17 protein-coding genes and 3 pseudogenes are annotated in these 21698 nt (G+C 69.7%); 14 read left to right on the top strand and 6 right to left on the bottom strand.

Going from position 1 to position 21698, the window contains the following annotated elements; translation table 11 throughout:
* Positions 1-6 precede the first annotated feature (6 nt).
* Entirely contained in the window at positions 7-429 is a 423-nt protein-coding gene (locus AB0411_RS15980) for a VOC family protein (protein ID WP_366417896.1), read from the bottom strand.
* A gap of 299 nt (positions 430-728) precedes the next feature.
* Here AB0411_RS15980 and AB0411_RS38115 point away from each other — a divergent pair.
* The 3 genes and pseudogenes from AB0411_RS38115 to AB0411_RS15970 all read left to right on the top strand — a co-directional run.
* Positions 729-830 (top strand): annotated as a pseudogene (locus tag AB0411_RS38115) (zinc finger domain-containing protein); the annotation flags it as partial.
* A complete protein-coding gene (locus AB0411_RS15975; RefSeq protein WP_437042392.1) occupies positions 804-1340 on the top strand; it encodes a recombinase family protein in 537 nt (178 codons plus the stop codon). The pseudogene AB0411_RS38115 and the gene AB0411_RS15975, both read left to right, overlap by 27 nt.
* A gap of 45 nt (positions 1341-1385) precedes the next feature.
* Positions 1386-1850, top strand: a complete 465-nt coding sequence (locus AB0411_RS15970) for a CBS domain-containing protein (RefSeq protein WP_366417893.1) — start codon at positions 1386-1388, stop codon at positions 1848-1850.
* A 23-nt stretch (positions 1851-1873) separates the two neighbouring features.
* Here the strand turns inward: AB0411_RS15970 and AB0411_RS15965 are convergent.
* Positions 1874-2226: pseudogene (locus tag AB0411_RS15965) on the bottom strand (LysR family transcriptional regulator); the annotation flags it as partial.
* Between the two features lie 103 nt (positions 2227-2329).
* Between AB0411_RS15965 and AB0411_RS15960 the strand changes: the two are divergent.
* Both AB0411_RS15960 and AB0411_RS15955 read left to right on the top strand, forming a co-directional pair.
* Positions 2330-2485, top strand: a complete 156-nt coding sequence (locus tag AB0411_RS15960) for a hypothetical protein (RefSeq protein WP_366417892.1) — start codon at positions 2330-2332, stop codon at positions 2483-2485.
* Positions 2486-3336: 851 nt separating this feature from the next.
* On the top strand, positions 3337-3567 hold the full coding sequence (locus AB0411_RS15955; protein ID WP_366417891.1) for a hypothetical protein: 231 nt from the start codon (positions 3337-3339) through the stop codon (positions 3565-3567).
* Positions 3568-4077: 510 nt separating this feature from the next.
* Here AB0411_RS15955 and AB0411_RS15950 read toward each other — a convergent pair.
* A complete protein-coding gene (locus AB0411_RS15950; protein WP_366417890.1) occupies positions 4078-4671 on the bottom strand; it encodes a TetR/AcrR family transcriptional regulator in 594 nt (197 codons plus the stop codon).
* A gap of 92 nt (positions 4672-4763) precedes the next feature.
* Between AB0411_RS15950 and AB0411_RS15945 the strand changes: the two genes are divergently transcribed.
* Together AB0411_RS15945 and AB0411_RS15940 are read left to right on the top strand one after the other, a co-directional pair.
* The gene (locus AB0411_RS15945) at positions 4764-5984 is read left to right on the top strand and encodes an alpha/beta hydrolase family protein (protein WP_366417889.1); all 1221 of its coding nucleotides are present in this window, start codon (positions 4764-4766) and stop codon (positions 5982-5984) included.
* Between the two features lie 301 nt (positions 5985-6285).
* Positions 6286-6854: pseudogene (locus AB0411_RS15940) on the top strand (transposase family protein); the annotation flags it as partial.
* A gap of 132 nt (positions 6855-6986) precedes the next feature.
* Here AB0411_RS15940 and AB0411_RS15935 read toward each other — a convergent pair.
* The 3 genes from AB0411_RS15935 to AB0411_RS15925 form a co-directional block, all read right to left on the bottom strand.
* Positions 6987-9413 carry a hypothetical protein gene (locus tag AB0411_RS15935; protein WP_366417888.1) on the bottom strand — a complete coding sequence of 809 codons (2427 nt, stop codon included), beginning with the start codon at positions 9411-9413 and terminating at the stop codon, positions 6987-6989.
* A gap of 494 nt (positions 9414-9907) precedes the next feature.
* The gene (locus AB0411_RS15930; RefSeq protein WP_366418230.1) at positions 9908-10639 is read right to left on the bottom strand and encodes an ABC transporter ATP-binding protein; all 732 of its coding nucleotides are present in this window, start codon (positions 10637-10639) and stop codon (positions 9908-9910) included.
* Positions 10640-10856: 217 nt separating this feature from the next.
* Positions 10857-11090, bottom strand: a complete 234-nt coding sequence (locus tag AB0411_RS15925; protein WP_366417887.1) for a hypothetical protein — start codon at positions 11088-11090, stop codon at positions 10857-10859.
* Between the two features lie 111 nt (positions 11091-11201).
* Here AB0411_RS15925 and AB0411_RS15920 point away from each other — a divergent pair, with 111 nt between their 5' ends.
* From AB0411_RS15920 to AB0411_RS15890, 7 genes are all read left to right on the top strand, one after another.
* Positions 11202-11621: an SgcJ/EcaC family oxidoreductase gene (locus tag AB0411_RS15920; RefSeq protein WP_366417886.1), complete on the top strand. Its 420-nt coding sequence runs from the start codon at positions 11202-11204 to the stop codon at positions 11619-11621.
* 847 nt (positions 11622-12468) lie between these two features.
* On the top strand, positions 12469-15951 hold the full coding sequence (locus AB0411_RS15915; protein WP_366417885.1) for an amino acid adenylation domain-containing protein: 3483 nt from the start codon (positions 12469-12471) through the stop codon (positions 15949-15951).
* A complete protein-coding gene (locus AB0411_RS15910; protein WP_366417884.1) occupies positions 15948-17318 on the top strand; it encodes a lysine N(6)-hydroxylase/L-ornithine N(5)-oxygenase family protein in 1371 nt (456 codons plus the stop codon). Before AB0411_RS15915 ends, AB0411_RS15910 begins: the two co-directional genes overlap by 4 nt.
* Positions 17315-17671, top strand: a complete 357-nt coding sequence (locus AB0411_RS15905) for a cupin domain-containing protein (protein WP_366417883.1) — start codon at positions 17315-17317, stop codon at positions 17669-17671. Before AB0411_RS15910 ends, AB0411_RS15905 begins: the two co-directional genes overlap by 4 nt.
* Entirely contained in the window at positions 17668-19176 is a 1509-nt protein-coding gene (locus AB0411_RS15900) for a class I tRNA ligase family protein (protein WP_366417882.1), read from the top strand. The genes AB0411_RS15905 and AB0411_RS15900 overlap by 4 nt, the downstream gene beginning before the upstream one ends.
* Positions 19170-19964, top strand: a complete 795-nt coding sequence (locus AB0411_RS15895) for a thioesterase II family protein (RefSeq protein ID WP_366417881.1) — start codon at positions 19170-19172, stop codon at positions 19962-19964. The genes AB0411_RS15900 and AB0411_RS15895 overlap by 7 nt, the downstream gene beginning before the upstream one ends.
* Positions 19961-21313 (top strand): MATE family efflux transporter, encoded by a 1353-nt coding sequence (locus tag AB0411_RS15890; RefSeq protein WP_366417880.1) that lies wholly within the window; start codon positions 19961-19963, stop codon positions 21311-21313. Before AB0411_RS15895 ends, AB0411_RS15890 begins: the two co-directional genes overlap by 4 nt.
* Positions 21314-21698 lie beyond the last annotated feature (385 nt).

Genomic DNA, 21698 nt, shown 5'->3' with positions numbered 1-21698 from the left:
TGCGCTCTACTCCGGTGAAGGGCCGCGGTAGGTGCCGAAGGTCCACAGGTTGCCCTCCGGGTCCTGCACCGTGCACACGTACGCCGCGGCGCCCGACCCGAACCGGGCCTCATGCGGCGCTTCGAGGACCTCGCCACCGGCGTCGGCCACCCGCCGATACACAGCGTCGACGTCGTCGCTCACCACGTAGACCGCGCTCGTCCCCGCCCGCATCCGCCCGTGCACGCTGTCCGTGTGCCGGGTCGAACCGAACACCAGCGCACCGCCGCCGGGCCAGCGCAGCTCCGCGTGCCCGATCCCGCCATGCTCATCCGGCGCAGCGACCACCTGCTCGAACCCCAGCACGTCGACCAGGAAGCGCATCGCCGCCCTCGTGTCGTCGTAGTGCAGGACCGGCCAGACGGAGGATGAGGAGGCATCGGGCGACATGCCGATCATCGTAGGCCGGTAGCCAGCCACGCCCAAGAGCCCCCAGGGCCGCGACCGAACACCTGGACTCTCATAAACGGGGGGTTCCTGTGCGCGAGCAAGATCAACAACTGGCCGCCAAGCCTCTCCCGAACCCCGAGCGGTTCTCAGAACCCGTTCTCACCCGAAGCGGGACGGCCCCCCCTTCTGAGACTTGCATGGCGCGAAAATCCGGGCCCGTGACGGACCCTCAGCAGCCCTCGCCAACCGGCCGGTCGGACGCCGACGACGTCGAACAGCACGCCTGACCGAAGTGTGACGCGCAGCCCGGATCACCGTGCCGCTCGCGGGGCGGCGCGGTCGCCTCCGCCTACCACACCCGCCGCTTCACGATGGTGCCCCGGCTGAAGAAGGCGCTGCGGGTTCCCACCCCCGCCTACCGCGGCCCAGGCCGGCCATGGCACCCCATCCCCAGGGACAAGATCTTCAGCGAGAAGATCAGCACCCGCGTCCGCGTACGGCCCGAATTCGAGGAAGCCCTGCGGACCGCGCGAGAGGTCAAGTCACACGCCCCGCGCTGCCGGGTCATCTTCACCGTGTACGAGATGAAGCGGCTCGGCCGCGACGCCGCCGAACTCACCGCGCTCGCCGACCACCTCACCGCCCACGGCCTGGTCCTGGATATGCTCGCCGGGCCGCTGCCCGGCATCTACGCCCCCACCGGGCCGGGGAGGCTGCTGTTCGCGTTCTTCGCCGTAGCTTCGGGAGAACAGAGCCGACGACGGCGAGCGGGCGTGACCGGGCTCGCACTGCCGCACGCCGGGGCAGCACAACGGCCCAGCGCGCAACGGGAGGACCGCAGCAGGCATCGCCGGAGCCCGGCCTGCGGCGTAAGCATCGCGTCAACGTCATCGCCGGGAGCTCGGCGATGAGCAAGGCTGGGACCAGGGACACTCCCAGCAGACGAGGAGCAGGCCGTGCGCGCACGAGATCTGGCCGTTGACTACGAAGCAGTGAGCGTCGACAGCGATGCCCTGGTGGCGGCGCGGCTGATGGCCGAGCACCAACTCCCCGGCCTTCTGGTGCTCGACGAACACGACCGCCCCAGGGCGATCCTCCCCGCCTCGCAGATGATCAAGATCCTGGTGCCGGAGTACGTCATTGAAGATCCCGCCCTCGCCCCGGTCGTCGACGAGAAGCACGCCGACCAGCTCTGCCAGGTCCTGACCGGACGCAGCGTCGGCGACTGCCTGCCTGCCGACGCACCCCCGCCTCCCCTCGCGGACCCCGACGACACCGCGCTGGAAGTGGCGGCGCTCATGGCCCGCGTGCGTAGCCCGCTGATCGCCGTCGTCGAGCAAGCCGAGGACGGCACGCACCTACTCGGCGTGATCACCGCCGCCCACCTGCTGCACGAACTCCTTGAAACATCCGGCGGCTAGGGTCTGTTGATGCGGGCGTCTGGTCAGCGGTCTACCCAGCCGGGCGCCCACACGTCGTGCGGGGTTCGCGGGCCTGCGGTGCGCAGATGGACGCGTAGCGCGGTCAGCACGGGGTGCTGGTCTCCGCTGCGGAACAGCAGCACGTGCGGGTGGACCGGGGTCGGGTCGTGCAACGGGATGCGCCGTAGGTCATGGGTCTGGGGCCACAGGTACCGGTCCCCGCTGCCGACGAGGGTGGCCAGCGAGGCCGAGTCGGCCGGCGCGCCCTCAGGGCCTCGTCACCGAAGTTGGGGCCGAGCGCGTCGATGCTCGGGCCGAAGGCCTCGGACAGCGCCTGGTAGAACGCCGCCCACTCCGTGCCCGGCCTGATCCCGGGTGCACAGCACTCTGCGGCCTGATCCTGATGCCTCGTCACGCCTGGCCGACCGACCGGCAGTGGGACCGCAGCCGGCCTCTGCCGCCCTCCAGTACCGGTCGTCGTGGCAGGTCGTGGGCCGATCACCGCCGCACGAAGTTCGATCCGGTGGACCTGCAAGAACCGCAATGTGATCGAGCGGTACCGAGACGCCACGGCCGGCCCGATCGCCGCGGGGGCCAGCGGGCTGCTGCGGGACCTGGTGTACGAGCCGGCGTGACGCGGCTCCGGCAGCGCAGCCCTACCCGCGGGCGGCAGTCGGGACCCGCTGCGCTGACTGCACCTCCTTAGCGTTGACGAGACCGGCAGCGAGCTCGCAACTGCAAGGAAACGAGGGGCTGGGGCCGCTCCACCAGGGGCATTCAGGTGTACATGTCCTCGACCCCCGGTCCTCTCAGGAGAGGCAACCAGCGTGAGGACCCAGCTGCCCGACTGAAGCGGTGGACTGCCTTGAGCGGGACCGCCGCGCCCTCTCACGCTGGAACTGTCCTGTCCGTCCCACTCTCACAGTGGAGCTCGGAGAACGCGACGTAGGTGCTCTGCCTACCTTCGACAGACGTCAGGTTGCCACCCCCTCCGCCGACTGCTTGTCCGTGCCGGCCATGGGGCGCATGGTGATCAGTATCCAAGCAGGCCGGTCCGCACGCCAGGGCTTGGTCGCCGCCCGGGAGCGGCGAAGAGGAACGGCGGCGTCCGCACCACGAAGCCGAAGCGGCGCACCGGGCATGACTGTTCGACGAGACGGCCGCGAGCTACTCGACGCCCTCTGGCCGCACTGCTGCTGCGGTCGGGGAGCCCGCGGGGTGAAGCCGCAGCCTCGGCCCGGCCGAGCCGAGGACTCAGCTGAAAGATGCCCCCACGGGACCCGGTGGCGACCCCGGGGGCATCGTTCGTGACGCTCGCACGGTTCGAGCGGGCTCTGGCACAGATCTTGGGAAGCGGACGCGCAGGGGCACCGCAGTATGCCCGGGGGCGCGAAGCCGCCTCTCTTCCCCGTCGCCGCGATCGACGATCCGGCGCTGCCGGAGATGCTGGCCGAGCTGGCGGCGGCGCGGGCGGACGAGCAACCGGGTGGCTACTGCCGTGCGGTGCCTCGTCCACGTTGCCCTCGAACTTGCACTCTCCGGCGACCTCGCTGATCGTCAGGCGCAGTGCGCGGATTTCCCGCAGCCGGTGGCTGCGTACGGAAGGGTCGGCGAGCTCGCTGTCCGGTTCGATGCGCCGTATCCGGTTGCGGAGCACGTCGAGTTCAACCTGCGGGGAATCGATCACCTCGGCAGTGCAGCAGAGTTGCACGGATGAGTGGTAGACCGTCGGAATCCTTGGCACCGGGCCTTCTACGCCGATTGCTTTCCCTGGCCCGGGGATGTGTGCCCCAGTCGTCGGTCACGCTCGGGAGGACATCTGGGTTTCGTGCACTGCGGCGAATACAGACTGAGGCAACCGGCGATGTCGCGTCGGGATTTGCCGTCCTTGATGCAGCGTTCGTAGCGGTCTTGGGTGCACGGTCGCAACGCGGGCGAGTCTGCACGATCCGGTGCAGAGCGGCGTGGGTGGCCCCGGCGATCCAGTCGTCGCCGTACTTCGGGGCGAGGTCGGTGAGGGTCAGAAGTTCGCTGAAGACGTTGGCGGTGTGGTCTCGGACCGCTGGGCCGGGGCCGGACTTGTTGGTTTGCAGGGGAACGGGGCCCGCGAGTACGGGCCGGCGCGGCGGCGGCCGGGGAGGGCCGGGGCGAGTGCCGCGGCGGCTGGTCGGGCGGTTCCCGGCGGTGCACCGGGGGTGCGAGCCGACCGGTGGTTTGCGTCGGGGTCTCATCCTCCGGTGGCGGTGCGGAGGAGGAGCAGGCGATCGACCAGTTCGTCGACGTAGGCGGGGGTGAGTGGGCCCGTTCCGAACAGGATGCGGAGGTACATCGGGGACAGGATGAGGTCGAGCACCTGGAGGACATCTGGCGGGTGTTCGCCTCGGTCGCGGCCCCGGTCGAGCATGACCTGCAGTTGACGGGTGCGTTCGGCGAGGAACGCGTCGCGGGCCTCCAGGCCCGGCTGTCCCGAGTTGGACAAGGAGATGGCCAGGCGCAGTATCGCCGTCCCGTCCGGTCCGGCGACGTCGCGGGCGGCGGTGGCCGCGTAGGCGCGTAGGTCGCCCTCCAGGCTACCGGTGTCGGGGACGGGGGAAGTGGCGGCGAGCCGGCTGGCGGCCACGTCCGAGAGAAGGGCTTCCAGGTTTCCCCAGCGACGGTAGATGCTGGAGTCGGCCACGCCCGCGCGGGCGGCGACATCGCCGACCGTGAAGTTCCCGTAGCCCCGGTCGCCGACCAGGTCCGCGACTGCCTGATGCACCGTCGCGCGGACCCGGGCCGCACGGCCACCGGGCCGGCGGACCGGCTCCCTTTCCTTCTCCATGCCCCCACCTTAACGCAGTCGCCACTTGCGTTTTTCGTCTCGGCGCTCCTACAGTCTCGTTAACGCAGTCGCTAACTGCTTTAGGAGTGTCGATGAAGTCCCCGTTCTTCCCGCACAACCCTTCGTTCTGGTTCGAGACACTGCGGTCCTTCGGCCACATCGCCTACGGCGGCGCCGACTTCGGCGAGGTCGTGGTGACCACCGAACGGATCACCGTCGACGACTACGACAGCTGGCACGACGAGTGGCTCGCCACCGCCGACCGGGTGGCCGACGAGGGACGTACGGCCCTGGCCGGCGGGCACCGCGTCAGCGCCCGCGACGCCTTCCTGCGAGCGTCGAACTACTACCGAAGCGCCGAGTTCTTCCTGCACGGCGACGCCACGGACCCGCGCATCCTGCACGCATACGACGCGTCGGTGAGGTGTTTCCGCCAGGCAGCCGCACTGTTCACCCCGGTCGTCGAGCCGGTGGAGATCCCTTACGAGGACACCACGCTGCCGGGGTACCTGTACCGCGCCGACGACTCGGGCGCCGCCCGGCCGACCGTAGTCATGTTCAACGGATTCGACGGTACGGCCGAGGAAATGCACTTCGCCGGCGCCGCTGCGGCCGTCGAGCGCGGCTACAACGTCCTGTCCTTCGACGGCCCCGGCCAGCCGGGGACCCGCCACCACCACGGCCTGGTGTTCCGCCCCGACTGGGAGAACGTGGTCGGCCCCGTCCTCGACCACGCCCTCACCCGTCCCGAGGTCGATCCCGCCCGGATAGCCCTACTGGGCAACAGCATGGGCGGCCTGCTCGCACCGCGTGCCGCGGCCTTCGACCACCGACTCGCCGCCGTCATCGCCCTCGACGGCGTCTACGACCTGGGCGACATGGCCGCCGACGCCCTGTCCCTCGACCGCGCCGAGGCCGAATGGAGGCTGCGCGCCGACCACGATCCCGAGCTCGACGCCGCCGTGGAGGCGGCCATCGCCGCCAGCCCCAAGATGCGCTGGCTCGTCGACCAGGGCAGGTACGTCATGGGCGCCGAGACCCCGCGCGGGGTCTTCAGCACCTTCCTCGAATACCACCTGCGCGACGGCATCGCCCAGCAGATCACCTGCCCCACCCTGGTCTGCTCGGCCTCGGACGACGTGTTCTTCGAGGGCCAGCCCGAACTGCTCCACAAGCACCTGACCTGCCCGAAGACCCTGCTGGAATTCACCGGCGCACTGGGCGCGGACGCGCACTGCCAGGCCGGCGCCCAACGCCTGGCTTTCGCCCGTGTGTACGACTGGCTGGACGATGTCATGGCCGAAGACGCCTGAGCCCGTCCCGTCGTTCCGGCGCGGGCCCGCACCGGCCGAACGAGTCCTCTCAGCCGGGCCGGCCGGACGCTGCCCGTCCTTTGGTCCGCCCGCAAACAAGGAATCCCGCACGTGTGGGCTGTTCCCGTCGTCGCCTGCCGCGTCACCACGTTGGAAGGCAAGTGATCCCCGCGCGTGTGGGGTTGAACGCCCAGGCCGGCCATCTTCCGCCGGCAAGTCACGGCAGCGGTTGAGACCAAGGTCCGGGCCGTACACGGGCCTGCTCTCCCCGTGATCCGGGCATTTCCCCTGTAGGGGTGGGGTGTTGAGGGCTGAGTCGTGGTGGGTGGAGACGTTCACGGGTCTGCGGCTGCGGCAGTTCGAGCGGTTGCTGAAGGTGGTGCGGGAACGGGGCGGAAACGGTCCTGGTGGCGGTCGGCCCTGGTGTCTGCCGCTTGCGGACAGGGTGCTGTTGGTGGCCGTGTACTACCGAAGGAACCTCACGATGCGGCAGCTCGCGCCGCTGTTCGGCTGTTCCTCGGCAACCGTGTGCCGAGTCATCCAGCGGCTGAGCCCTCTCCTTGCCCTCGAGCCGGCAACACGTCCCGCCGACGCGACACAACGGCTGTGGATCGTGGACGGCACATTGATCCCGGTCCGGGACCGAAGCGTCGGTGCCTCCTCCCGCAACTACAGGTTCTCGGCGAACGTGCAGGTCATCATCGATGCGGACACGAGACTGGTGATCGCCGCCGCTCGGGGCCCGTCCCGGCAACAGGGCCGATGCCCGTGTGTGGCGGGAGTTCGGCCTCGCCGAGCACACCGCGGGTGTGACAGTTGCTCGGCGACGGCGCGTACATCAATAAGGACCTTGTCGTTCCGCACCGCAAAACGCGGCGAAACTTCGTCAGCACAGGCAGCTTGAAGAGGCAGACGACGGCCGACTGACGGCACATCGCGGCGTCGGTTTTGAACGGTGACCGGCAAGGTCACCCGTCCACCACATGAGCTCGACGAACGTCCTTAACGCCCGTACCCGTTGAAAAATACGTGGCTGCCATCAGGTTGGGGGACGAGGTCGAATCCCTGCCCAAAATTGTTAGGTTGATACGGCACTCCGCGTACCGTTCCATCAGCGTTCATCGTCAGCAGAAGATCGCTTCCATGGCTCGCACGGAATGCCTTTTTGCCGTCCGTCAGGGTGATAACTTCGATGATCTGGCCGTAATTATAGGGCTCATGCGGAAGGCCGCGAACCGTGCCGTCGGAATTCATCGTCAGCAGGAGATTGCTCTGCTCCGCACGGATGGCCGGAGAGCCGTCACTCAGCGAGATAAGGCGGAAAATCTGCCGCCCGTCATGGGGTACGTGCGAGATGCCCCGCACCGTACCGTCAGAATGCATCATAAGTGTCTGACGGTAGTGGAACTCATCATTCATGTTGAAGAGCATGTGCAGATTTCCTGCGTGCTCGTGAAGGAAGGGGGACCAGGGGCCGAGTCCGTCGGAATGGGTCACGGAGTCGGACTGGGTCCACGTACTCCCGTCGAAGCTCCAGGCGGTCATACGGTGCGGCAGGGCAGTCGATGCGTAGGCGACGAACAGCCGTGGCTGCGGATTGCTGTACACGCCCTGGGTAGCGACGGCCGCGGACGGCGGCAGGACGGCGGAATTCCTGCCCATGAGCGTCGGCAGGGTCTCGGTGCGCCAGGTCTGGCCGTCCGGGCTGGACATCGCACGGAACCCTTGGTTCGCTCCATTATTTTCCCGGTAGAAAATCCAGAGCCGATCCTGGAAGGATGCTGCTGCCACGGGCAGGTACGTGGGAATTTTGAGCAGCGCCGCTTCCCACGTCCATGCGTTTGTGCTGCTGTCGTAGTGCTGGACCGAGACGTTCTCACCCTCGACGCCGTTGCTTCTTCTGGGGCCGATCCGCCATAGCGAGCCTTTGTGCACGATGGGAGTCACAGCAGCGATGGGTGAATCTTGGATGCTTGCCATGGGGCCATAGAGTTTGCCTGTGGCCAGGTCAATGAACTGTGACCGGGTGTGATGCCTCCCGCCGTTTTGAGAATCACGGAGAACCCAGAGCACCATGGACTTTCCGTCATAGCTGACAATGGACGGGTCGAATTCTGAGTAGATGGGGTTGCCGTTGGGGTCCGTGATCGGGCGGGGCAGGCTCCAGCTTTCGCTGTCGTAGACACCCATGGTGACTTTGCCGCCTGCCTGGCGGTACACCGCGTACAGGGCGTCGACGCCCCGAGCGTTGGGGCCCACGGCCATGGAAGGACGCGTGGAGCCGCTGATGAGCTGGGGGATCTCCACCTGCTTCGACCAGTCGCCGGCGTAGTAGAGAGAGTGGCGCAGGGCGGTGGCGATGACGGGTCCGAAGGTGACCTCGATGGTCAAGGTGTGCTTGCCTCCGCTGCCGCCGTCGAAGACCAGCTCCGATTGGCCACCGTTCGTCTGCGACATGCGCACCAGGGCATCGCGGCTCCAGGCCACGGTCATCTCTTTGACCAGGTCGTCCTTGTTGAAGCCGAGAATCCAGTTGACCAGGGCCGCCGTAGCAGCGGTCAGCCCTGCCAGGGCCGCCTCATAGCTGATGCCGAACTCGACTGCCCAGATGGCACACTGCCGAGCCGCGTCGGCGAGGACTTGGCGCACCTTGTTGAAGTTGTTCCCGCCGGGGTCGGCCTCCCAGCACTGGATGTGCCCGGCGATGTACGACTCGGCCGGGCCTTTGAAGAACCAGGCGTTGGGGGAGAAGTGTTTCACTGTGCCGGTGCTGATGGAGCGATACTCGGGGGTGAGCATGACGATCTGGGGCTGGAGTTCGCTGGCTGCCCCGGTCCCCCAGTAGATCTCGTCGCTGCCCAGCTCGGTTGACCTGCGGTCACAGCGGAACTTCACGAACCGCACCCGCACCTCGTTGATCGCGTCGATGTCGAACTCGGTGCCCGCGGTCGGCGGTGCGGTGACCACCACGACCTCTTCCTCACCGGTCAGCACCCCTTGGTCCAGCTCCTCGACCGACACCTGCCGCACATTCGACAGCGCGGCAATCTCCGCCTGCACCGACGGAAGCCACGCGGCTACGTCCTCGGCATCAAGCCCCTGTTCCAGGGAGCGCTCGGCCACGACGTCCGGGAACAGGGAAGTGATACCGACGCAGGACGCCGGCTCCTGGTAGATCCGCCCGAACTCCGCCACCTGCTCCTCACCGAACAGGGCCGCCAGCTGATCGGTGAGCCGCTGCTCCAACCCGGTCAGCTCCATGCCCCGCTCACGCCGCGCGGCCGCATGCAGGGCGGCAGCCACCAGAACATTCGCCGCCTGGCTCTGCGCGAGACGCCGACCTGACCGGGTTTCAGAACGGGCGCCGGACAACTGGCCGCGCAGTAGAGCCGAACGGTCGGCCACAGAACTGGGAACGTGATCAGGCATGGATGCCTCCGAGAAGCAATGGGGAGGCGATCATTGCAAAGTGCCCACTTGGGAACCAAGGGTTCGATTCGGTCACTCCCCCAAGCGCCTGACCGATAAGTGCCCACCCACACCTACCTCCCCCTGCACCGCAGCGCTCGACACCTCATTCACCAGGCCGACGCAATCACCCGAATCAGCGATAGCACCACAAGCGGGGACCAGCCCCTGCGCTTCTGATCGCAGTGGAGGAGCCGGCGACCGCTCACGACCGCAACAAGTCCGAGCGGTCCGACGTCACCAGCTCGCAGAACAGTGCGGACGATGACGGCGACAACCGCGACCTGAACCTCCCGAAGGAGTAAGGGGCACCCATGGAGCACCGGCTCGTCACCCACATCGAGAAGGCTCTCGGCTGGGACGGGGGTGATGGGGGACGAACTCGGCCGCTCATGGACGCCGGACACCGACATGAGAGTCGACATGATCCGGCGCCGGCGAAGGTGGTGCCGCGGTCAGTGTGGACCAGATCGTCGTCGCTGATCTCGGCGAAGCCGAGCAGGTCCAAGGTGTCGACCAGGGTAGTACGTCGTCGACTTCCAGGCCGAGGTCGTCGGCGAGGTCGGCGAGGTCCAGCGGCCGCCGCGGTGGGCGACCATCTCGGCGAGGCCGGACAGGCCGTCGACGCTTGCGGTCGGCAGCGGGGTGTTGGCCGGGGTGCGCTTGTCGAGGTCGGCGCCTTGGGGGCGGCCGGGAATGCGGGTTTCCTTGGCGCGACCGGTCATGATCCGGTAGACGCGGTCGAGGCCGGCCTCGATGGTCTCGCGGATGGTGCCGTACGGGCGGGAGCCCAGGACGACGATCCGGTCCGCCATCAGTACGGCCTCCTCGATGTTGTGGGTGACCAGCACGATGACGCGGGCGAAGCCGACACGCTGGCGCATGCCGCCGGAGAGCTCCTTGGGGTAGGCGGACTCGAAGTCGCCGAGACCGATCAGGTCGATGGCCTGCCGGGCGGCATCCGCGCGGCCGTCGGCCGGCACACCCCGGGTTTCAAGCCCGAGCTCGACGTTCTGCTGCACGGTGAGCCACGGCAGCAGGGCAAAGGTCTGGAAGTCCATGGCGGTGCCGGGGTTGGCGCCGGTCAAGGGGGTGTCGCGGTAGGAAACGGTGCCGGAGCTGGGCGGTACGAGGCCGGCCAGGCAGCGCAGCAGGGTGGACTTGCCGGAGACGGACTTGCCGAGCAGAGCGACGACCTCGCCGGCGCGGACCTTGAGGTCGAGACCGCCCGGGACGGGCAGTTCGCTGTCGGCGCCCGTGTAGGTCCTGGTCAGGCGAACGTCTCCAGCAGGATGTCGCCGTCGGCGGCGCGGGAGGTCTTGACGGGGAGGGGGTGTCGGGCAGCGCGCGGGTTGCGCAGGGTGTTCAGCACCATGGCGGGCTCCGGTATTTGCGTAGAGAAGTTCAGAGGGCGTAGCGGGTGTCGGCGAGGCGGTACAGGAGGCGCCAGAAGAGGCGGTTGACGCCGACGACGTACCGGCTCATCACCGCGACACCTGCGAGGAGGTGGGGGAAGTCGCCCGCGGCGGTGGCCTTGGCGATGTAGGCGCCCGGTCCGGCGGCGGTCAGCGTGGTGCCGCCGAAGGTGACGACCTCGGCGACGCCCGCGATACGGCCCACGGCCACCTCGAACGCCATCCGCCAACGGCCCGGATCTATGCTGTGAGCTGCGGCCACCGTCTCTTCGTCAGTCCACACAACTCACGAGGATCAACGGTGGCCGCACCCGTCTCAACCAGGGAGCGAAGAGTGACCGATCGCCCGGATACTCAGGGGGTTCAGACCAATAATGATGATGCGCGCCTCATTGCGGAAATTTTCTCCGATTTGGGATCAGCTTTCGCTGAGCATGACGCCGCGAAGTTCGACGAGCGGTTCACCGCGGATATCGTTTTCACCGCGGTGAACGGCACACGGTTCTTTGGGTGGGAGGAGATTCACGCATATCACAACGAGCGCCTGACCGGGCATGCAGAGGGAATTAACACCTGGTACGAAATCGAGCGCATCACCTTCCCGACCTCGGACGTCGCCGTGGTCTTCTTCCGGCAGCCCATCGTCGTGTCAGAACATATGCGCGCCAATGTAGGGACGTGGGTGCTGGTGAAGAGGGAAGGACAGTGGTGGATCTCCGCTGGCCAAAACACAGCCGTCGCCGTAACTGAGTGACCACTCGCGCAGGTTGTCGGCGCCGTACGGGCGGGTACTCAGCCCAAGAATCCCAGGTCGGATTGTTGGGATCGAAGCCTGGACGGCGCGGCGTGAGAATGCGGACAGGCCGTGGGCATCGGAGGGGGTGCCCAGCCACTTGACGGAGCCGATGCATCGGGCCTCGCGAGCCACCGGTGCGCGGTCCTCGCCGACCAGGTTGAACTCCGGGCCGAACTGCCGCTTCCACCAGCCGCCGACCGCCTTGCCCCCTGCCCGGGGCAACCGGTCGGAGAGCACGGCCAGTTCGTGGGTCGCCCTGACCGAGGGCGGCTCATCGCCCCGGAGGGACTGGCCGTGGCCCTGTCAGGCAGTGCGAGCGCGGGGGCCCTTGGCGCACGCGGCCATTGGCGGCAGGCCGGATGCTTGCTGGGCTCCAAGGCCAAAGACCATCGGCTTCGCCCGATCATGGACGGTACCCGCGCCCCGCAGCTTCCATTGCTGGCGCAGCTGCCGACGCTTTCTATGGTTTTCCGGCCGAGCACTGGATTCTCTTGCGCATCATGAGCCCATCGCGCCGCCTGCTTCGTCACCGTCCGGCTGCGGACGTGGAGAAGCTCGAGCGCGGCGCCGACTCCCGCACCGCTGGCCTGGCCCTTGAGTCCAAGCTCACGGAGTCCACCCCGTCTCAGGCGGTCGCTGCGCGAGGTCCGCGGCCAGGGGACGTCCGGTTCCTGACCTATCGCGTTCCTTGAGGGTCAATTAAACATGCCTGTGGCACGAGACCGTGACGCCCGTTCCCACACCCTTACGTGTGCAGCACAGTCCTCACAGACTTTCCGCGACTGGCGGAGATCGGGGTTTCTCCATGCTGTTTCTGCACGATCTGCTCACCACCCAGGCACAGACGGATCCGAACGGCATCGCCGCGCTCCACGGCGAGGCCACCCTGACCTTCGAGCAGGCCGAGACCGGTGCCGACCGGGTCGCGGCCGGACTGGTGTCCCTGGGTGTGCGGCCCGGGGACCGGGTGGGCCTGCACCTGACGCGATCCCTCCGCTTGTGGCCGGCCCTCTTTGGCCTGCTGCGCGCCGGCGCCATCTGCGTGCCCGCCGACCCCGAGGATCCGGCCGAACGCCGTCGAACAGTCCTGGAATTCTCCCGCGCCCGGGTCGTGCTCACCGAACGCGCCCTCGCCGAGACGCCCTGCCCGCCCGGTGTGCGTGCCGTCGCCGTCGAGGACCTGCTCCACGAGGCCGCCGCCCCGTTCGCCTCGCCCGTGCACCTGGCCGATGACGCCCTCGCGTTCGTCTTTTACACCTCCGGCTCCACCGGCGTGCCCAAGGGCGTCATGCTCACCCACCGCGCGCTGCTCAGCGGACAGCAGTGGCTGCAGCGGACGTTCCCCCTGGAGCGCGGTGACCGGCAACTGCTGCGGACCACCCTCAGCATCACCAACCTGGTGCGCGAGGTCTTCTGGCCCGTGCTCGCCGGCGGCACCGCCGTGGTCGTCCCGCCCGGCGAGCACAAGGATCCAGACCGACTCGTCGAATGGCTCGACACCGGCCGCGTGACGACATTGATGGTCGTGCCGGCCCTGCTCTCTGGCATGCTGGAGAACCCCCGCTTCGCCTCCCTCACCTCACTGAAGTACGTCTTCTGCAGCAGTGACGCGATGCCCGGCTCGCTCCCTGAGGCCTTCTTCTCCGCCGGCTTGCCGGCCCGGCTGTTCAACGTCTACGGCCTCACGGAAGCGCTGTACGCCGGCTATTGGGAATGCCTGCCCGGCGCCACGTACGACGGTTTCGTGCCGGTCGGGAGGCCGGCCGAGCTCACGCCCCTGATCCTGGACGAGGACCTGCGCGCGGTTCCCGCCGGCGAGAGCGGAGAACTGTGCCTGACAGGCGCCGGCATGGCCGAGGGCTACGACCGGTTGCCCGACCTGACCGAGGCGAAGTTCACCGGCAGCCCGCACGGCCGGCTGTTTCGCACCGGCGACCTGGGCCGGCTGGCGGCCGACGGTCGTCTGGAGCTCCTCGGCCGCCTCGACGACCAGGTCAAGATCGCCGGCTACCGGGTGGAACTGGGCGAAGTGGAGGCCCGATTACGCCAGGTACCGGGTGTCACCGCAGCGGTCGCGGTGGGTCGCCGAGGCGCGGGCGGCCACCAGCGTCTCGTCGCCTACCTCACCTGCGACGGCACACCGCCGACCGCAGCCGACATCCGGGCCCGCCTCGCCGGAGCGCTGCCCGACTACATGATCCCTGCCGCGTTCACGGTCGTCGACGCCATCCCGCTCACGCACAACGGCAAGGTGGACCGCCGGGCGCTGGCCGACCGGGACGGCATGCGACTGGAGCTGTCGGAGGAGTACCACCCGCCGCGCAATGAGCTCGAGCTGTACCTGTGCGAGCTGTGGGAGGAGATGCTCTCCCTGCCGCGGGTCGGCATCCACGACGACTTCCTCGCGCTCGGCGGCGACTCCATTCAAGGCTTCCTCATCAGCGCGAAGGCCAACACCAAGGGCCTGGGGCTGAGCTCCACCCAGTTCTTCAGCACGCCCACCATCGCGGAGACCGCCGCCGCCGTCGAGGAACAGCACCGTGGCCGCGGCGACATCGACGGCGAATTCGTCGCCGGGCCCTTCACCGTGAACGGCGAGGACCTCGAGGTCGTACGGCGGACCGCCGCCGACCCCGAAGGCCTCGCCACCGTGCACCCGGTCACCGAGATGCAGAAGGGCATGCTCTTCCACTCCCTGCTCGACCCCGACTCCGGCGTCTACGTCGAGCAGTTCCTCTACACCCTCGAAGGCGAGCTCGACCTCGACGCCTACCACCGGGCCTGGCAGGAGGTCGTCGGCCGGCACGAGATCCTGCGGTCGTGGATCGCCGTGCAGGGCCTGGCAGAACCGCTGCAGGTGGTCCAGCGGCAGGCCGCGCTGGAGTGGACGGTCCTCGACTGGTCGAACACGCCCGAGGAGCGGCAACGGACCCTGCTGGACGCCCACCTCGCCGAGGACCGGCGCCGCGGCTTCGTCTACGAACAGGCCCCGCTGTTCAGGCTGGCCGTCATCCGCACCGGCGCCCGTCGGCACCGGCTCGTCATGAGCTACCACCACCTCATTCTGGACGTCTGGTCGCTCTTCCTGCTCCTGCGCGACTCCCTGGAGATCTACCACGCCCACCGCCGCGGCACCCCGCCCCGGCTGCCGGCCACCCGCCCCTTCCGCGACTACGTCGCGTTCGTCGGCGCCCAAGACCGCCATGCCTCACGGGACTACTGGAGCGGGCACCTCGCGGGCTTCGACGGGCCGACCACGATCGGCCGAACGGCGCAGCCCAGCCTGTCCGCGAGCCCCCAGGAGATGCACGCGGGCGCGGCCTACCCCGTCGGCGCGGACCTGACTGGCAGGCTCACGGCCTACGGACGGGCCCACCGGCTCACCCTCAACTCCCTCATCCAGGGCGCCTGGGCGACGGTGATCGCCGGGCTCAGCGGACGGCACGATGTGTGCTTCGGCATGACCATCACCCACCGGCCCGTCGGTCTGTCCCACATCGAGGACATGGCCGGCATCTTCGTCAACATCCTGCCGATGCGGGTCGCCCTGGACCCCGCGCGGCCCATGGCCGGCTGGCTCCACGACGTCCAGCACACCCAGGTCACCGCCCGGGCCCACGAGCACTACCCCCTGCCACTGATCCAGGAGCGCCCCGACGTCCGCAGCGGCAGCCCCCTCTTCGAGTCCCTGCTGATCTTCGAGAACATCCCCCACGGCATCGGCTGGGCCGGCGGCGACGGCATCACCGTCCGGCACGAACGGAACCTCGGCTGGACGAACTACCCCCTCACGATCGGGGTGATGGCCGAGGACGAGTTGACCTTCCAGGCCGAGTACGACCTCGCCCACTTCGACCAGGACACCGTCGACACCGTCATGAGCGCGTTCCGTGACGTCTTGAAAGCCATCGCCGACGGCGGCGGCGAGCCCCTCGGCAAACTCCTCGACCGTGTCGCCGGCACCCTGCCACCCCGCCCTGCACAGGAAGCGGCACCCGCGGTCACCGTCTCCCGGACCACTCCCGGCGGGCCCATCGTCCCGCCAGGCACCCCGAACGAGGCCACCCTGGCCGACATCTGGGCCACCGTGCTGCGCACCAGCAGCAACGCGGTGGACATACACACCCCGTTCCTGGAACTGGGCGGCAGCTCCTTGGCGGCGCTCAAGGTCGCCTCGCTCGCCCGCGCGCGCGGGTTCTCCTTCGCGCTTCGCGACCTGTTCTCCCGCAAGGGCACGGTCCACCACCTCGCCGCCTCCCGCGCCGACCAGGAGGGGCGATCAGCGTGACGGTCACCTCGTTACGGCGGTACCCGCACTACGGGCTGCTCGGCGTCGGCTTCGGCCCGTCCCACCTGTCGCTCGCCGCCGTGTGCGACTCCACCCGTGAGCCTTCCGTACGGGCCCGCCTGCACTGCCTGGAAGCCCGGCCCGCCTTCAGCTGGCATCCCGACATGCTCCTGGACGGCACCCGGATGCAGATCGCCTTCCTCAAGGACCTCGTCAGTCCCCAGGACCCGACCAGCCCGTTCTCCTTCACCAACTACCTGGTCAGCAAGGGGCGACTCGAACAGTTCCTCAACCTCGGCACCCTGCACCCCACACGGCGCGAATACGCCGACTACTTCGGCTGGGCGGCCGACCGTCTCAACCACCACGTCTCCTATGGCTACCTCGTGGAACGCGTCCGGCCGGCCACCGCTACTGACGGGAGCGTCACCCACCTGACAGTCGACTACCGCGACATCACCGGGGACAAGCACACCGTCACCGCCGACCACGTGTCCCTGGCGCCCGGCGGCCGTCCCGTCGTTCCGACGGGAGTCGAGCGCGACGCCCTCGACAGAGGTGTCGTCTTCCACAGCAGCACTTTCCTGCCCAGCATCGACCGCTTCCACCAGCGCGGCCGCGACCTGCCGCACCGCTTCCTCGTCGTCGGAGCCGGCCAGAGCGCCGCCGAGGTCTTCCGCTACCTGGCCCGCGAGTTCCCCTACGCAGACGTCACCCTCGCCCACCGCGGATTCGCCCTCACCCCCGCGAACAGCAGCCCGCTGGCCAACGAGATCTTCGACCCCGCGTCCGTCGACCTCTTCCACGCCGCCGACGCCACCCGCCGCCACACCATCCTGACCGAACTGCGCACCACCAATTACGCGGCCGTCGACGACGAGGACATCCACGCCATCGCCGAGCTCCTCTACGACCAGCGCGTCCACGGCGAGGAACGGCTGCGGCTGTGCCGGTTCACCGAACTCGCGGCCTGCCGGGCCGACGGCCCGACGGCCCTGGTCACCCTGCGCGCCCCCGCCGGCGGGCAGGCCCTCACCAGCCGCTTCGACGCCGTCGTCCTGGCCACCGGCTACGACTTCCGGGAAGCCGGCGACCTGCTGACCGGCCTCGAACCCCTGCTCCTGCGCGCCCCTGACGGCACCCTGCGCATCCGGCGTGACTACTCCGTGGAAACGACCGTGGAATGCCGGCCCAGCATCTTCCTGCACGGCGCCGCCGAGCACTCCCACGGTCTGAGCAGCACCCTGCTGTCCGTCCTCGCCCACCGGGCCGCCCGCATCCTCGACTCCGTCTTCGGCCCCCAGCCGGAGCCGGGCGAGGGCGGACGGCTTCCCCTCTCCGACGCCTTGGAAGGAGCCGACGCATGAGCAGCACCCCCCTCCAGCGCCGAGCCGACGCCCCGACGACACAGGAGTACGGCTGCGACTTCCGTCGGATCCTGCCCTGGGGATCGACGGGCCCGTCCGACACCGGCATGGGCGTGTGCACCGTCGCCCCCGGCACCACCACCACGCCCCATTCCCATGCCGATCACGAGCACTTCTACGTCGTGAGCGGCACCGGTCTGCTCCACCTCGACGGTGAGAGCACGGCCATCGGACCCGGCGACGCCTTCGTCGTCGACTCCCACAGGCGCCACCACTTCGAGAACACCTCCGCCCGGGAGGAACTGGAGATGGTGTCCGTGTGGTCCATGGGTGCCTTCGGAGCGGCCCCGTGACCGCCGACCGCGCGGAGCGCCCCCGCTCCTTCCTCGTCACCGCCACTCCCCCGACCACCAACGGCGACCTGCACCTCGGCCACCTCTCGGGCCCCTACCTCGCCGCGGACGTCTTCTGCCGGGCCCAGCGCCTACTGGGCCACACCGTCCACTACGTCACGGGCGGCGACGACCACCAGAGCTACGTGGTGACCACGGCGCGGCGACTGGGCGTCGAACCCACCGACCTGGCCGCACGCTGCAACCGCGACATCCGTGAGACCCTCCGCCTCGCCGACATCGCCGTCGACGCCTTCACCACCCCGGACGAGGCCTACCGGGACCGGGTCCGCGACTTCTTCGCCCGTCTGCACCGTGCCGACCGCCTCGTTCGGCGCACCTGGACCTTTCCCTACGACCCGGCATCCGGGCGCCACCTCCTCGAAGGGTTCGCCGCCGGGTACTGCCCGGCATGCCTCGCCGAGACCTGCGGCGCGATCTGCGAGACCTGCGGGCACCCCAACGAGCCCGCCACGCTGCTGTACCAGACACCCGCTGGCGCCGAGCAGGCCGCCACCGAACCTCGCGAGGTCGACGTCCTCGTACTGCCCCTGGAGGACTACCGCGACCGGTTCGAGGCCTTCTACACCCGGCATCGGGCCACGATGCGGCCGCACGTCCTGCGCTTCGTCGACGAGATGCTCGCCCGGCCGCTGCCCGACTTCCCCGTGAGCTACCCCGCCGACTGGGGCATTCCCGTCCCCGTCGACGGCTTCCCCGGGCAGGTCCTCAACGTCTGGGCCGAAATGCTGCCCGGCCTTGTCCACATGGCCGCCACCGCCCGCGCCGGGCTCGACCCGGCCAGGCCGGCACCGGACGTCTGGGGCCGCGACTCCGGATACGAACTGGTGCAGTTCCTCGGCTACGACAACACCTTCTACTTCGCCTTCGCCCACCTCGGCCTGGGCTTCGCCCACGGCGGCCTCATCGAACCGGCCGCCCTCATCACCAACGAGTTCCTCCACTTGGAGGGCGCCAAGTTCTCCACCAGCCGCGGCCACCTCGTCTGGGCCCGCGACCTCGTCACCAAGCACGGCGCCGACGCCGTACGCTTCCACCTCGCCCTCTCCAACCCCGAACACCAACCCGCCGACTTCTCGGAGAAGGACTTCCTCACCGGCGTCGACACACGGCTGCGACGGCCCCTCGCCACGCTCCACACCGCCTTGGCCGGGTACGACCGGCCCGCGCCACCCGACCCGACGGCCACCGCGATCGTCGGTCGCTATCGCGACCGCATGCTGCGCGCCTACGCCCCGGAGACCTTCAGCCTCCGCCAGGCCGCCGAGACCACCGCCCACCTGCTCGGCCTGCTGGCCGGCCGCGCCGCCACCGACCCCGCCCTCGCCCGGCACGGCCTGCGGGCCCTCGCCACATGGGCCGCGCCCCTGCTGCCCGGCCTCACCCGCGAGTTGGCGGAGCGCTACGGCACCACCGGGCACGGTGAGGTGCCCGCCCCGTGGTGACGTTCCTCCCTTCCCCCTCGGCGCCGGCCGCGCGGCGCCCCGGGGCGACGGCGCTGTTCTGCCTGCCGGGTGCCGGCGCCTCGGCCCGCCTGTTCGCCGGCTGGGACGAGGACCTGCCCGCCACCGTCGAAGCCTTCGCCTTCGAACGACCCGGGCACGGCCTGCGCACGGATGAGGAACCCCTCACCGACCTGGACGCCCTCCTCGCCGACCTCATGGACGCCGTCCGGCCGCACGCCGGGCGGCCCCTGGCACTCCTGGGCCACAGTTTCGGCGCCGTCCTCGCCTTCGAACTCGCCCTCCGCCTGGAGCGCGAGGGCGCGCCCGTCCGTCATGTCTTCCCCGTGGCCGCCCGCGCAGCGGCCGGGCGGACCGGCTCGGCACCGGGGCAGCAGCCCACCGACGAGGAGCTCAGGTCCCGGCTGCGCAGCCTCGGCGGCACCCCGGCCCCCGTCCTCGACGACGAGGAACTGTTCGAGCTCCTCCTGCCCGCCCTCCGGGCCGACTTCGCCCTCACCGACACCTACCGGCACCGCGCCGGAGACGTCCTCGACTGCCCGGTCACCGCCTTCGCCGGTGCGGACGACACCGTGGTGCCCTGGGCAGCGGTCCGGGCCTGGGGTGCCTGCACCCGCGGCCGCTTCACCGTCCACCGCGTACCCGGCGGCCACTTCTTCCCGTTCGCGCACCGGTCGGCCCGCGCCGACCTCCTGCGCACCATCGCGGAGGAACTGGACCGCCGCCCCGGCACGGTCCCCGGCTGGCCCGACACCCCGGAGCCCTCATGACCCCATCGCCCGACCAAGCCCCCGCCACCCGGCGGAGCTCCGCGCGCGCCCACGACCGGGAGATCCTGCGCCTTGCCCTGCCGGCGTTCGGCGCGCTCGTGGCCGAACCCCTCTTCCTCCTCACCGACTCCGCCATCGTCGGGCACCTGGGCACCGCGCCCCTCGGCGGCCTCGGTGTCGCCGGGCAGGCGCTCGGCACCCTGGTGAACATCTGCATCTTCCTCGCCTACGGCACCACCGCCGCCGTCGCCCGACTCGTCGGCGCCGGCCGACTCGGCCAGGCCATCCGCCAAGGGCTCGACGGCATCTGGCTGGCCGTCGGCATCGGCCTGCTCGTCATCCTCGCGGGCTGGCCACTGACCCCCGCCATCGTCGACGCCTTCGGCGCCTCCGCGGCCGTCAGCCCGCACGCCGAGACGTACCTGCGCATCAGCCTCTTCGGCGTACCCGGCATGCTCGTGGCCCTGGCCAGCACCGGCGTATTGCGCGGTCTCCAGGACACCCGCACGCCGCTGGCCGTCTCCGTGGCCACCTTCGCGGGCAACGCCGCGCTCAACGCGACCTTCGTCTACGGCCTCCACTGGGGCATCGCCGGCTCCGCCTGGGGAACCGTGGTCGCCCAGACCGTCGGCGGCGCGGTCTACGTGGCAACGGTGCTGCGCGCCGCACACCGTCACGGGATCCCGCTGCGCCCCGACCTGGCAGGGCTCCGTGCCGCCGCGACGGCCGGGGTGAACCTCGTCGTCCGTACGCTCACCCTGCGCGTCGTCCTGGTCGCCGGCACGGTCGTCGCCACGGCGATGGGTGACGACGAGATCGCCGCCTACCAAGTGGGTTTCCAGGTGTGGTGGTTCCTCGCACTGGCCCTCGACGCCATCGCCATCGCCGGGCAAGCGATAACCGGCCGCTGCCTGGGCGCCGGCGACGTGCCCGCGGCCCGTGCAGCGACCTGGCGGATGACCCAGTGGGGCCTCGTCGCCGGCGTGGGCGTCGGACTCGCGCTCCTGGCCGTCCGCCCCTGGCTGCCCGCGCTGTTCGGCGTGGAGCCGCACGTGCGGTCCCTCCTGCTGAGCACGCTCGCGGTGGTGGCCGTCCTCCAGGTCGTGGCAGGACCTGTGTTCGTGCTCGACGGCGTGCTGATCGGCGCCGGCGACATGCGCTTCCTCGCCGTGGCCGGCGTCCTGACGACCCTGGTCTTCCTGCCGGCGGCCGGCGCGGTCCGCCTGACCGGCGGCGGACTGGTGGCGCTGTGGCTCGCGATCGGCCTGTGGATGCTCGCCCGCCTGGTGACACTCGCCTGGCGCACCCGCGGCGAGGCCTGGTTGGTGACGGGGGCGGTACGACACTGAACGACTGCCGCCGCTCCTCAAGAAGGAGCCTGGCCGGTGCTTCCCCGGGACGGGGAGCCTTCTTCCCCCCACCTGCCGCTCGGCCTGGGCGCGGTGGTGCTGCACCCCTCTGCCGCGTAGGCGAGGACCAGTCCCGTCGGGCGGCCGCGGTGGGTCTTCGCCGTCCCGTCACCCGACGGGGGCCGGGGCGAGAAGGGAATCACCGCGGCGCGGTGGAGGAACGCATGACGGCGCAACTGGTGCGGCAGGCCGCGGCGCTCCTCCGGCGCCGCGCAGCCGAGGCGACCGACTCACCTGACGAGCGGTGGATGGTGGACCAGGACGAGACGGGCGCCCTGATCCTGGCCGCCTTCACACCCGAGGATGTCGAGCCGGACGGGACGGT

Source organism: Streptomyces angustmyceticus, assembly GCF_040701845.1.
GTDB lineage: Bacteria > Actinomycetota > Actinomycetes > Streptomycetales > Streptomycetaceae > Streptomyces > Streptomyces angustmyceticus_A.
Note: the sequence above shows the minus strand (reverse complement) of the source record. Positions and strands in the feature narration are given on the sequence as shown.

What these genes read in the sequence shown, in the direction of transcription:
- AB0411_RS15980 (WP_366417896.1), bottom strand. Translation starts at nt 429, where the DNA reads ATGTCGCCCGATGCCTCCTCATCCTCCGTCTGGCCGGTCCTGCACTAC.
- AB0411_RS15950 (WP_366417890.1), bottom strand. Translation starts at nt 4,671, where the DNA reads ATGGAGAAGGAAAGGGAGCCGGTCCGCCGGCCCGGTGGCCGTGCGGCC.
- AB0411_RS15945 (WP_366417889.1), top strand. Translation starts at nt 4,764, where the DNA reads ATGAAGTCCCCGTTCTTCCCGCACAACCCTTCGTTCTGGTTCGAGACA.
- AB0411_RS15935 (WP_366417888.1), bottom strand. Translation starts at nt 9,413, where the DNA reads ATGCCTGATCACGTTCCCAGTTCTGTGGCCGACCGTTCGGCTCTACTG.
- AB0411_RS15925 (WP_366417887.1), bottom strand. Translation starts at nt 11,090, where the DNA reads ATGGCGTTCGAGGTGGCCGTGGGCCGTATCGCGGGCGTCGCCGAGGTC.
- AB0411_RS15915 (WP_366417885.1), top strand. Translation starts at nt 12,469, where the DNA reads ATGCTGTTTCTGCACGATCTGCTCACCACCCAGGCACAGACGGATCCG.
- AB0411_RS15905 (WP_366417883.1), top strand. Translation starts at nt 17,315, where the DNA reads ATGAGCAGCACCCCCCTCCAGCGCCGAGCCGACGCCCCGACGACACAG.
- AB0411_RS15890 (WP_366417880.1), top strand. Translation starts at nt 19,961, where the DNA reads ATGACCCCATCGCCCGACCAAGCCCCCGCCACCCGGCGGAGCTCCGCG.